Source organism: Vreelandella neptunia (assembly GCF_000712975.1).
Taxonomy (GTDB): Bacteria; Pseudomonadota; Gammaproteobacteria; order Pseudomonadales; family Halomonadaceae; genus Vreelandella; species Vreelandella qaidamensis.
Genome location: NZ_JHQL01000001.1, coordinates 433197 through 445200, shown reverse-complemented (window position 1 = coordinate 445200; position 12004 = coordinate 433197). Strand labels below are relative to the sequence as shown.

The window sequence follows — 12004 nt, the reverse complement described above, 5'->3', positions numbered from 1 at the left end:
AGGTGGGTTTTCCGTATAGCTTTTTTTATTAATACTGCCTTTGACCAGTAATGTCAGTTATCAATACTGCCAGCCTATAGCGTTTAACAATACGCTTTAATATTTAGTTGCGCGGAAAGTGGTGAAGTAGCTCACGCAGCATATCAGGCGGCGTGGCATCACTTACACAGGCGTCTCCTAGGGCATTGAGTAGCACCAAACGTAGCCGGGAATCAATATTCTTCTTATCCAGCTTCATACGAGCTAAAAAGTCATCTACTGTCATTCCGGCAGGTGCCGCCAGTGGTAATCCGGCGCTTTCAATAACTGCCTTAGCACGCGCGAGGGCATTGCTATCAATCCAACCAAGCTGATGAGAGAGCGTTGCCGCCATCGCCATGCCCGCTCCCACAGCTTCACCATGTAGCCAGTTACCGTAACCCTGATGCGCTTCGATGGCGTGCCCAAAGGTATGCCCCAGGTTTAGCAGCGCACGAACGCCCTGCTCAGTTTCATCTTCCGCCACAATGTCAGCTTTAATTTGGCAACTTTGGGCAATCGCTTCAGCAATTACCGAAGGCTCAACACCACGTAGCGCCTGCATATTCTCTTCTAGCCAGCCCAAGAAACGCTCATCACGGATTAACCCGTACTTGATTACCTCTGCCAAGCCTGCAGAAAGCTCACGACTAGGCAGTGTGGTCAAAGTATTGATATCAACGATGACTGCTTTCGGCTGCCAAAACGCGCCAATCATATTCTTACCCAACGGGTGATTAACGCCGGTCTTCCCACCTACCGAGGAGTCAACCTGAGAAAGTAGCGTGGTAGGCACCTGAATAAAAGCAACGCCACGCTGATAAGCAGCTGCTGCATAACCGACCATATCGCCAATCACACCACCACCTAAGGCAATCAGCGTACAGCGACGGTTGAAACCCGCCTCTAACAGCGCATCCCAAATCCGGCTTACCTGCTCAATGCTTTTGTACTGTTCGCCGTCAGGTAACACCACGGTATGAACATCTAAATGATCCGGTAGGCTGGCGCAAAGCGATTCTAAATAAAGCGGTGCGATAGCCTCATTGGTCACAACCATCACCTGCTGACCAGCAAGATAAGGCACTAAGACGTTGGCACGTTTAAGCAGCCCAACGCCAATATGTATTGGGTAGCTACGTTCGCCTAGCGCGACGGTGAGTGTGCGCTGGGCGTTTATTGTTTCAGTCATTGTGATACCTTTTTGCTTTGGGCCCGCGCAATTTCCAAAGGGTCCACCATACGATGGACACGACGCAGAATTTCGTTGACCACCGCACGTGGACTGCGCCGATCAGTTCGCACCGTAATATCGGAGGTCGCTCGATACAGCGGATCCCGTGTGGCAAACATATCGTTCAGTACTTGCTCACGATTATCACACTGTAATAAAGGGCGGTTGCGATCTTTGGCAGTCCGCTTCAGCTGCTGGTCAACGGTGGTCAGTAAATAAACGACGGTACCGCGTTCACGTAAAGCACGGCGATTTTCTTCACGTAGCACCGCTCCACCGCCGGTCGCTACCACCACGTTCGGCAACTGAGTCAGCTCGTCAATCATCTGGCTTTCACGCAGCCGAAAGCCAGGCTCACCTTCAACGTCAAAAATCCAAGGTATATCCGCGCCGCAGCGGTCTTGTATGGCGTGATCGCTGTCAAAAAACGAGCGCGATAATTCAGCCGCGAGCAAGCGACCTATCGTGCTCTTGCCAGCCCCCATGGGGCCAATTAAAAAAATATTGGGTAATTCTTGCATCAGCGAACCGCCAAACCATCATCAAGTAGTCGTGGAGTAATAAAGACCAATAACTCTACCTTTTCATTGCTCTCTTCGGTATAGCGAAACAGTCGCCCAAGCAAAGGGATATCCCCAAGCAGCGGTGTTTTAGCTATTTGGCTCAACTGTTCTGTTGTCAAAATACCGCCCAGCACTACCGTTTGCCCATTATCAACCAGCACTTGGGTTTCTATTTGGTTCGTATCAATTGGCGGCTCACCACCAAATTCACTTTCCCGGAAACTATCGTTTTTAATCACTAAATCCATAATGATGCGGTTATCCGGAGTGATTTGTGGCGTTACTTCCAAGGAAAGCTCGGCCTCCTTAAACTCTGTATCAGGATTTCCCTGAGCATCTACGCTCTGGAAAGCACGTTCTTCACCTTGACGGATAATAGCAGTACGTTGGTTGGCAGTGATCACTCGGGGCTGAGAAATTGTTTGGCTTTTACCTTCACTTTCCAGCGCTCTTAGCTCTAAATCCAGTAAAATATCACCAGAAAGATAGCCAAAGCTAAACCCTGTATTGGACGCTGCCGTGGATCCTAAATCAACCGCCAGACCCGCTTGGGCTCGATTGAGACTGTTAGGGTTTACATTACGTCTTTCAAAAACGCCGTTGCTATCTTGCTGGAAGCCTCCCGTAGTTGACGCCCCCCAGTTAATACCCAGCTCCCGTGAGGCGGTATCTCGAGCAATAACAATTCTTGCTTCAATTTGCACCTGCCTCACGGCCACATCCAAGCGATCTAACGTGCGAATAATATCGCGCACCTGGTCTGCGGTATCTTGTACCAGTAGCGTGTTGGTACGCTGATCGATACTAACTCGCCCTCGATCGGTTAACAGACCAAAGCCATCACCACCACGCAACAGTTGGGCAAGGTCTTCAGCGCGCGCGTATTTTACTTCGATAAATTCAGTGACTAAGGGTGCCAACGTTTGGCGCTGGTTGCGTGTTTCTATCTCTTGTCGTTCAAGCGCCGCCAGTTCACTAGCTGGCGCTACTACGATCACATTACCCTGTTCACGGCTTGCAAGCCCTTGGCTTTGCAAGATCAGCGCTAATGCTTGATCCCAGGGAACATCGTTCAAATTAAGCGTAATACGACCAGCAACGCTATCGCTGGCCACTAGATTGAGACCAGTAAACTCTGCCAAGGTAGCCAGTACTGCACGTACTTCAATATCTTGAAAATTAAGGCTTAATCGCTCTCCAGTAAACGACTCCCCTTGTTGCTCTCGCTCCTGCTGTGATGCTTGACTGACTGGCTGAATCTCAACTGCCAGCGTACGTCCATTTTGCGATGAAATCATCGCGTAAGGGCCATTCGTTTGCAGTTCAAGTCGCACATCACGCTGCCCAACAAAGGGAGTAATACGAGTAACGGGTGTCGCGAAATCGGTGACATCATAAACTTGGTTAAGCGCACCGGGCAGGTCAATGTCCCTCAGTTCTACCAATACACTGCCTCCGCTCCCTTCACGCAGGTTAGTCACTACACCATCGCGATTAAATGTCACCAAAACACGTCCCGCGCCATTCTCGCCACGCTGAAAATCAATATTTTCAACACGGGGCCCTTGGTTGGGCGGCTGAGTAGCCTGCGATGCTGGCATAGACGCGGAGTTTCCTGAGAGGGTGACTCTTAGCTGATCTCCGACTACACGAGAGGTGTAATCAAGGGATTCATTCAAATCAACCACGAGACGCGTTCGCCCACTGCCCTCCAACACGGTCACCTGCTCAACACCACCACGGCTAACGGCAATACGGCGTTGGGCAACGGCACTCTGTGTATCGGCTAAATCAAGCGCTAGACGAGGAGGTGCGTCTAACCGATAGCCTCTTAGCTGGGCAACGCCGCCACTGAACTGCAACACTAACTCTACATTACCGTTATTGGTTTGGCGCACATCTAAATCGGTAAGTACTGAAGCCATGCCGAGCGACGGCACGAAGGCTATCAATAACAGTAAAATTTGGCGAAATGTGACGACCATAGGGGGATATCCGGTAACAAGTAAAAAATTATTCCTCGAGGGTGAGCGTTGCCTGCCGCTCTTGCCACCCGTGCTGAGGGCTGAAAACGCGTTCAACAATACTGATTTCCTGTGGGCCAATCTGGTTAATAAGACCATGGTTGGTGCCTAGATAATTACCTTCTCGTACGCTAACAATGTCTCCCTCAGGAGGGGCAATTAATGCGACTTGCTGCCCTCCCATACGCAGCGTACCGACTAAGCGTAATGTCTGAAGCTGAAAACGTTCCAACGGCTCTTGGGTGCGCTGTTGATCGGGGGCAAGTTCACTCATGACCTGCTCCACCTGCAACGCATTTTTGCGAACGCCCTCAGGCGCTAAAAAAGGACTGCGTGCATCGCTAAAACGGTAATCAAGCGACTGGTACTCTGGTAATTTCTTAACTATCTCCGGCGCTTGCCCACCAGGAGCACGGCGTATTTCTGAAAGTGTTTGGTCTAGCTGGCCTAATTGAGGATCGCTGCAACCAGATAAGCCGACACTACACAGCAGCAGGCATAACAAGCGCTTCATGGCGTGCTGCCCCCTTCTGCCGATACTGTCTTGTAGCTATATGTGCGTGCAAGTAGCGTCATTCGTAGCGTGTCACCGCTCTGATCAACAGGCAAGAGTGTTAAGTCGTGTTGAGTAATAATTCGCGCTAGATCGCTAATATCCGAGACAAATTGCGCCAACGCATGGTAACCCCCTCGCACCTGGATATCGAAAGGGTGCTCAATATAGTGGGTATTGCTCACCGGAGGCCTTAAACGAATAGTCTCAATGGTCAACCGGTTCTCAATGGCAGCGTCGCTGATGCTGTCTAATAAAGAAGGTATTTCTGCGCTGGTAGGCAACATTGCCTGCATCTGCACCATCTGTTCTTCAAGAATCGACAACTGACTACGTATATCTGGCAAAAAGGCAGCTTCAGAGGCTTTGCGTCGATACTCGACTAACAGTCGCTCTTCTTGACGCTGTTCCGCGGCAAGTAAGTCACGCGACTCGCCCACGAACCACCAATTAATAGCTAAAAAAGAAATTAAAAAAACAAATAGTCCTAGTAGAGCTTTCAGCAGCCCGGGCCACTCGCCGGCTTCTTTAACATCCAACGTCTGCCAATCAAGATTGCGCAGACGTTGCCACTCTCGGTTAATCTGTCCACGGTTAACCATCATGGTGCAGCCTCCAAGGAAACAGCGTCACTAAGAGGCTGCTGCATCACTTCAAACTGAAAAACACGCCGTGTGTCATCTTGGCCGCTGGCAACCTCAGAAAATAGCGGTACACCCAACCCAGGCATATCTGCAATTTGTCGTAACTGCTCAGAAATTTGACGCTCATTACTGGCGACCGCTGAAAGGCTAACGAGCTCTCCGCTGCGTGTCATACGTTGATACACCACACCATCGGCAACGCTAGCGGCAATATCATTAAACAGCCTTACTGTACTCATACGTTCGGAATTAAGCGTTTGAAACAACGCTAACTGCTCGCCTAAACGTTCTGTATCACCCTGATAGCGCTGCACATCGGAAATTTCAATGTTGAGCTGCTCAATATAGGTAGAAATATAAGCATTACGCTGTTGCTGAGCAGCCAATTGCTGCTGATATATGTGCAAGATGCCTAGCCCACACGCTGCACCTGCCACTAGCATCAATAACATAACGCCGTAAAACTTCTTCGTGCGCCTTTCTCGCTGTACTTCACGCCATGGCAAAAGGTTGATATTAATACTCATTGGCTAACTCGCATTGCCAATCCGCCCGCCGTTAGCATCGCAGGTGCGTCATTGCTTAACGCTTCTTTATTAATCCGTTTATTGATGCGCATACGCTGAAACGGGTTAGCGATAGTTACCGACATACCACTATCGTCAGCGATACGCTCTGCAAGGCCCGGAATAACACTACAACCACCTGCTAACACAATATGTTGAACCTCATGCTGACGACCAGCGGTATAATAAAGCTGCAATGACCGTCCTACCTGTTGCACAACCGTCTCTAAAAATGGAGTGAGCACTTTCTCTTGGTAATCACTAGGTAGCCCGCCACGCTTTTTAGCAAAACCAGCCTCTTCTATGCTCATGTGGTAATACTCACGAATCGTATCGGTTAACTGACGTCCACCAAACACGGTATCGCGGCTATACACAATGTGCCCGCCCCGTACCACGTGAAAAGCGTTCATATTCGCCCCGATATCAACTAACCCCACACACGCAGTTGGATCGTTTGCGACGTTTAGTTGCCGGCGTAACTCGGCCAACGCACGCTCCATCGCAAATGTTTCTACGTCGACTGCAGCAGGTTCCAGCCCAGCACGTTCTAATGTTTCGGTAAGCTGGGTCACATCTTGTTGGCGACACGCCACTAAAATAACCTCTTGCTTGTCCTCATCAAAAGGAGCGGGACCGAGGCATTGAAAATCAAATGCCACTTCGCTGAACGGAAAAGGAATATGGCGGTCAGATTCGGCGATTATTCGCTCTTCAATTTCTTCTTCGCTTAGCGAAGCAGGAAAGGTCAGTGTTTTAGTAATAGCGGCACTCGCTGGTACAGCCACCGCCGCTTTTCGCGTAGAGGGCTTTGCGTGCTCCACAGCACGCCTAAGCACATTTGCCACATCATTAATGTCGCGGATGCGTCTTTCAACCACCGCGCCTTCTGGCAATGGACGAACAGCGTAGCTTTCTACTTGATAGTTATCGTTATACTGTTTGAGCTCTAACAGCTTGACGGTCGCCGATGTAATATCGACGCCAATCAACCCTTTACGGGGTGTGAGTAAGCGCATCTTGGGTTCGGCTCCGCCTGCCTAACGTGCAAGTTTCGAGATTACATGATTTTCACCTCAGTCACACGCGAATGGCATTACGGCATATCAACACTGGTGACCGCTGCTTCCCCTTCCTATAATGGCAGCCAATTGCGTGATACGGTCGTTTGGATACCGTGTCTATTCTCATTTCCACGGGTGTACTCTGTTCATGACGTTTTTTCGAACCCTCATCCTGTCACTGTTTTCACTGATCGTTGCGCTTATTGGTGCTACCGTATTGGCAGTGGTGGGTGCTGCTATTTATTTCTCACCTGGCCTACCTGATGTGCGCCAGCTGCAGGATTTTGAACTACATACACCGCTTCGCATCTTCACCAATGACGGCAAGCTCATTGGTGAATTTGGCGAAGAACGCCGCATGCCTGTCGACTTTGCTGATATTCCCCAGGACATGATTAACGCACTGATCGCAGCGGAAGATGCCAATTACTTTGATCATGCTGGCGTTGACCCTCGCGGCATTGCAAGGGCGGCGGTAGAGTTAGCCCAGAGTGGCGGTACTATCCAATCCGGCGGCTCGACCATCACGATGCAGGTTGCGCGCAACTATATGTTGACGCTTGACCAGACGTTTACTCGCAAAATTCGCGAGATTCTTCTGGCTCTGCAAATGGAGCAGATTCTTGATAAAGAGGAGATTTTCGAGCTTTACGTCAACAAGATCTTCCTCGGTAATCGCGCTTATGGCATCGCTGCAGCCTCTGAAACATATTACGACAAGCCGCTGGCAGAGCTAACGCTAGCTCAAACGGCCATGATTGCCGGTCTTCCTAAAGCGCCTTCCGCTTTTAACCCGCTAGCTAATTCCGAGCGTTCGCTCATTCGTCGCAACTGGATTTTATTCCGTATGCGCGAGCTTGGTCTTATTGAAAACGATATTTATCTAGCAGCGGTGCAAGAGCCTGTTACTGCACGTCGCCATTACACCCAAACCGAAGTAGATGCGGCTTATGTTTCAGAAATGGCCCGTCAATTTGCTATGGAACGCTTTGGCGATGCGGCATATACCGGTGGCTATCGTATTTACACCACGATTGATAGCACGCTACAGCCCTATGCGCACCAAGCTCTGGCAAACGGCTTATTGGCATACGATCTACGCCACGGCTGGCGTGGGCCAGAACAGCAGGATATCGCTGCCAGCTTGGTTGAAGCTCAAGAGCAAACCGCTACCCTCGGGCTAGAGGAAGAATTATCAGAATCACCCGAAATTCGCGAAACCGCCCGCCAAGCCGCCGAGCGCAGCCAAACACAAGTTGAAGGGGTGGATGGTGACGTTAGTAACTGGTTACAGGTGTTAGAGCGCACGCCCAACTATGGCCTCCTCCAGCCAGCCATTGTGGTTGAGAGCAGTGGTCGTGAGATGCAGGTACTTACCCGTGGCGGAGAGCTGCGTACAATCGAATGGAGCGGCCTAAGCTGGGCACGCCCCTATTTAAGCCCACGCAGTCGCGGTGCAGAACCAAGTAGCGCAGAGCAGATTGCTGTTCGTGGTGACCTGATCCGAGTGGTTGAAAACCAGGACGAAACACTTCGCCTATCGCAACGGCCCGATGCCGAAGGTTCTTTGGTTGCCCAAGATCCTCGCACCGGCGCTATTTTGGCCTTACAGGGTGGGTTTGATTTCAACGCCAGTAAGTTCAATCGCGCCGTTCAAGCCCAGCGCCAATCAGGCTCTATTTTTAAGCCGTTTATCTATCTTGCTGCCCTAGAAAATGGCGAAATGAATGCGGCAAGCGTGGTTAATGATTCCCCAGTTGTACTCGATGACGGCAGTAATTCCTTATGGCGTCCGGTCAATTCAAGCCGGGATTTCCAAGGTCCAATGCGCTTGCGCCCCGCGCTTGCTCGTTCGCGCAACCTAGTCACGATTCGTGTACTACAAGCCATGGGTCTAGACCATACTATTAGCTATTTAGAAGGGTTTGGTTTCTCTCCCAGCCGCTTGCCACGTGGGCTGTCACTTGCTTTAGGCAGTGCTACCTTAACCCCCATGGAAATGACCAACGCCTACTCCGTAATTGCCAACGGCGGCTTCCAGGTCGCACCATGGTTCATTGAACGCGTCACGCGTAACGATGATGAGGAACTAGTGGATGAGGCAACGCCCCAGGTTGCTTGCCCTAGCTGTGCTGAAGGGCAAGAAACTGTTGAAATCAACGGCAAAGAGTACCCTGTTGCTCCTCGAGTAGCCGATCCTGCGGCTGTCTATATTCTGCGCGACATGCTGCGCGACGTTATTACCTCGGGCACAGGACGAGGCGCACTAAGCTTGAACCGCGATGATATTGTTGGCAAAACAGGCACCACCAATAGCCAGCGTGATGCATGGTTCGCTGGCTTTAACAGCGACTTAGTGACCACTGTGTGGGTAGGCAAAGACAGCAATGAAACTATTGCTGAGTATGGCGCCAATGCCGCTCTTCCTATCTGGGTAGATTTTATGGGTGATGCATTAGAAGGTACGCCTTCAGCGTTACCCGAACGTCCAGAAACTATCGTCAGTGCCCGTATCGACCCAACCACTGGCCGCCGCTTGCAGGATGGTCAATCGGGAGGCATTTCGGAACTCTTCCACCGCGACCACCTTCCTGGCTTTCAGCAACGTCGTATCAGTCGTGAACTAGAAGAAGTCAGTGGTTCTCAGGGATCTGGTACTGCTGAGTCAATTTTCTAATCTCAGCCTTCTCAATGTTAAAGCCCGGCGGCCTAATGGTCGCCGGGCTTTTTCATGGTGAGTATTAAAGCTATTGGATTAACCGTTCACTGGCTGAGACTCTTGCTTGCAGGCGACCCAATTGGCACCAATCGCGACCATCATTATTGCCACCCCAGCAATTTCAGTTAACAGACTAGGGTAGAAGACCCCAACAATAGCGCCACCAATCGCCAAACGCGGCAGCAAGGACATTTTAGTGAATAAGTAGCCCTCCAGTGCTGCAGCAAACGCGCACAGTGCCAAGATAGCAATCAGTGCATTCCACACCACCACCAACACTGGCCCACCCACAATGATCTCTGGGTTGAAGACCATAAACAGCGGAATCAGGTAGAGCCCTTTAGCAAACTTCCAAGCTTGGAAGCCAGTCTCCATCGGCTTACTACCTGCAATCGCTGCCCCTGCAAAGCCTGCCAGGGCGATAGGTGGAGTCACATTAGAATCTTGGGAATACCAGAACACCACTAAGTGGGCGATCAATAGCGGCACCCCAAATTCAGCGGTCAGCGCTGGGCCCACCAGCACAATCAAGACAATATAGCTGGCGGTAACCGGCAACCCCATCCCCAAAATTAAGCTTGCCAGCAGTACCATCACTAGCGCCAACACTAGGTTGCCGCCAGAGAAAGCCAGCATCATGGAGGAGAATTTAAGGCCAAGCCCTGTCAGGCCCACTACGCCAACAATAATCCCTGCTACGGCACACGCCATGGAAACAGCAACGGCATTACGCGCGCCAAGCTCTAAGCCTTGAACCAGTTTAACTAGCCCTGCCCACACCACGCCTTTAGTGCGGCTAACGGTGACTGGCTGCCCTTGCTTGGGGGCAATAAAGAAGTACCACAGTGCATAACGGAGAACGGCCACGGCGATAATGGTGACCACTGCGTAATAACCCACGCGCATTGGCGACATGCTCATTGCCAGCAGCCACACCAATACTGCCAGTGGCAGCAGGAAGTGCCAGCCATCTTTCATCACCTGACGCATCTGCGGCAGCTCACTTTTTGCTAACCCCTGCATGCCCTGCTTCAAAGCAATAATATGCACAAACAGATACACCGTCGCAAAGTACATTATCGCTGGCAAAATGCTGATTTTGACGATTTCTAAATAAGGCGTATTGGTGTACTCGGCAATTAAGAAGGCACCTGCGCCCATCAGCGGCGGCATAATTTGCCCACCGGTCGATGCTGCGGCTTCAATCCCACCCGCCTGCTTCGGCTGATAGCCCAGCTTTTTCATCAGCGGAATGGTAAATGCCCCAGTGGTCACCACGTTGGCAATCGCACTACCTGAAATGGAGCCCATTCCCGCAGACGCCAGCACAGCAGCTTTTGCGGGGCCACCCCGTTGGCGACCCGTGGCGGCATACGCCATATCGATAAAAAACTTACCCGCACCAGTGCTTTCTAAAAAAGCCCCAAATAGCACGAATATAAAAATATAGGTTGCCGCAACACCCAGCGGCAAACCAAAGATACCCTCTTGCCCTAAATAGAGCTGTCCTGCAATGCGCTCCAAGGTATAGCCGCGATGCTCTAAAATGCCGGGCATCCATTCACCTAGCCATGGCAGCTCGCCACGAGGTCCTGCAAACGCGTAGATAATGGCAAGCAGGCCAATCACTGTCATACCACACCCAACGGCACGACGGCTTGCCTCAAGTACCGTCACCGTGGCAATGCAAGCCACTAATATATCGGTATCGTTCCAAAAGCCGGCACGGCTAAAAATCGCATCTAGATTAAATACTAAGTAACCACCGGTGATCATCGCGCCGGCTAAAAATAGACAATCGATCCCCCAACCTAAAACACCGCGCTTCCGCTTCGGCCCAAACGCTGGAAACATCAAAAAGGCCAATAGCATAATCAGTGCTAAGTGGATGCTGCGCTGGTAGAAAAGCCCCAGGGGCTGGATTCCCGCAGAGTAAAGCTGAAACAGAGAAAGGCCCACCGCAACCGCGGTGATACACCACAGTACAATGCGGGGCTGCATCGCATTCGCGCCGGGCATCACAACCGGCGGTGGAGTGGAATCGTTCATGAAGTCCTCGGAAGCGTTAACTAATGTCGTTTTTATTCACTTGGGGCGGCGTCGGGGGCAATTAATTGAAGGATGACACGTTGCCCAGCGGCGACCTCACTTAAACTCACCGATGAGCGTTCATCACCTGGCCACACCACTTGATGGTTAACCGCAGGGGAGCCCACTCTTAACACATAGCGGTTGTTGGCAACTGGCTCATTAATGGCGTTAATCCAGTAACCGCCCTCACCGTCTGACACCTGCACCCCACGGCCAAAGATATGCCCAAGCCCGGCGGCAAAATCCGGTTGATGGCTTCGCTCTAGCTGCATCACGCCAGCCACATTGCGATAGCAGTCAAGTACCGTAAAGTGCTCAACAGAGTGCTTCCATTGAAGGCACCAGCGACCGCCATTAGGCACTGCTTGATTCACCAGAGTAGCGCCCTCTTCGGTCGCAATGACTAGGCGCATAGACGCAATCGCCGAAGCGGGGGAAGCCCCCACTTCGGCGAACGCTAAACATGCAACAAGGAGCACCATCAGTCGTTGTTGCCACTGCATGGCAATATCCTTATGGCAATGTCTT

The 12004-nt window shown here is 51.2% G+C and carries 10 protein-coding genes; 1 reads left to right on the top strand and 9 read right to left on the bottom strand.

The window, feature by feature from the left end:
- Positions 1-103 precede the first annotated feature (103 nt).
- From aroB to pilM, 7 genes are read right to left on the bottom strand one after another with little or no spacing between them, the layout of a single operon-like run.
- Positions 104-1210, bottom strand: coding sequence for a 3-dehydroquinate synthase (gene aroB / locus CR46_RS0102035; RefSeq protein ID WP_030069655.1), 1107 nt, complete (start codon positions 1208-1210; stop codon positions 104-106).
- Positions 1207-1773 (bottom strand): shikimate kinase AroK, encoded by a 567-nt coding sequence (gene aroK, locus CR46_RS0102030; protein WP_030069653.1) that lies wholly within the window; start codon positions 1771-1773, stop codon positions 1207-1209. Before aroK ends, aroB begins: the two co-directional genes overlap by 4 nt.
- A complete protein-coding gene (locus CR46_RS0102025) occupies positions 1773-3800 on the bottom strand; it encodes a type IV pilus secretin PilQ (RefSeq protein WP_030069650.1) in 2028 nt (675 codons plus the stop codon). Before CR46_RS0102025 ends, aroK begins: the two co-directional genes overlap by 1 nt.
- Before the next feature lie 28 nt (positions 3801-3828).
- Positions 3829-4353 carry a pilus assembly protein PilP gene (locus CR46_RS0102020; protein ID WP_030069649.1) on the bottom strand — a complete coding sequence of 175 codons (525 nt, stop codon included), beginning with the start codon at positions 4351-4353 and terminating at the stop codon, positions 3829-3831.
- A complete protein-coding gene (locus CR46_RS0102015; RefSeq protein WP_030069647.1) occupies positions 4350-4997 on the bottom strand; it encodes a type IV pilus inner membrane component PilO in 648 nt (215 codons plus the stop codon). Before CR46_RS0102015 ends, CR46_RS0102020 begins: the two co-directional genes overlap by 4 nt.
- Positions 4994-5563: a PilN domain-containing protein gene (locus tag CR46_RS0102010; protein ID WP_030069645.1), complete on the bottom strand. Its 570-nt coding sequence runs from the start codon at positions 5561-5563 to the stop codon at positions 4994-4996. Before CR46_RS0102010 ends, CR46_RS0102015 begins: the two co-directional genes overlap by 4 nt.
- The gene (gene pilM, locus CR46_RS0102005) at positions 5560-6621 is read right to left on the bottom strand and encodes a type IV pilus assembly protein PilM (protein WP_030069643.1); all 1062 of its coding nucleotides are present in this window, start codon (positions 6619-6621) and stop codon (positions 5560-5562) included. Before pilM ends, CR46_RS0102010 begins: the two co-directional genes overlap by 4 nt.
- Before the next feature lie 193 nt (positions 6622-6814).
- Here pilM and CR46_RS0102000 point away from each other — a divergent pair, with 193 nt between their 5' ends.
- Entirely contained in the window at positions 6815-9343 is a 2529-nt protein-coding gene (locus tag CR46_RS0102000; RefSeq protein WP_030069642.1) for a penicillin-binding protein 1A, read from the top strand.
- Between the two features lie 78 nt (positions 9344-9421).
- On the opposite strand, the gene CR46_RS0101995 is transcribed toward CR46_RS0102000, so the two are convergent.
- A complete protein-coding gene (locus tag CR46_RS0101995) occupies positions 9422-11434 on the bottom strand; it encodes a TRAP transporter permease (RefSeq protein WP_030069641.1) in 2013 nt (670 codons plus the stop codon).
- Between the two features lie 32 nt (positions 11435-11466).
- Positions 11467-11979, bottom strand: coding sequence for a DUF1850 domain-containing protein (locus tag CR46_RS0101990; RefSeq protein WP_030069640.1), 513 nt, complete (start codon positions 11977-11979; stop codon positions 11467-11469).
- Between the last annotated feature and the right edge of the window lie 25 nt (positions 11980-12004).

Bases quoted from the DNA above. Each gene is read 5' to 3' on its own strand.
- CR46_RS0101995 (WP_030069641.1), bottom strand. From the start codon at position 11,434: ATGAACGATTCCACTCCACCGCCGGTTGTGATGCCCGGCGCGAATGCG.
- aroB (WP_030069655.1), bottom strand. From the start codon at position 1,210: ATGACTGAAACAATAAACGCCCAGCGCACACTCACCGTCGCGCTAGGC.
- CR46_RS0102015 (WP_030069647.1), bottom strand. From the start codon at position 4,997: ATGATGGTTAACCGTGGACAGATTAACCGAGAGTGGCAACGTCTGCGC.
- CR46_RS0101990 (WP_030069640.1), bottom strand. From the start codon at position 11,979: ATGCAGTGGCAACAACGACTGATGGTGCTCCTTGTTGCATGTTTAGCG.
- aroK (WP_030069653.1), bottom strand. From the start codon at position 1,773: ATGCAAGAATTACCCAATATTTTTTTAATTGGCCCCATGGGGGCTGGC.
- pilM (WP_030069643.1), bottom strand. From the start codon at position 6,621: ATGCGCTTACTCACACCCCGTAAAGGGTTGATTGGCGTCGATATTACA.
- CR46_RS0102020 (WP_030069649.1), bottom strand. From the start codon at position 4,353: ATGAAGCGCTTGTTATGCCTGCTGCTGTGTAGTGTCGGCTTATCTGGT.
- CR46_RS0102010 (WP_030069645.1), bottom strand. From the start codon at position 5,563: ATGAGTATTAATATCAACCTTTTGCCATGGCGTGAAGTACAGCGAGAA.
- CR46_RS0102025 (WP_030069650.1), bottom strand. From the start codon at position 3,800: ATGGTCGTCACATTTCGCCAAATTTTACTGTTATTGATAGCCTTCGTG.
- CR46_RS0102000 (WP_030069642.1), top strand. From the start codon at position 6,815: ATGACGTTTTTTCGAACCCTCATCCTGTCACTGTTTTCACTGATCGTT.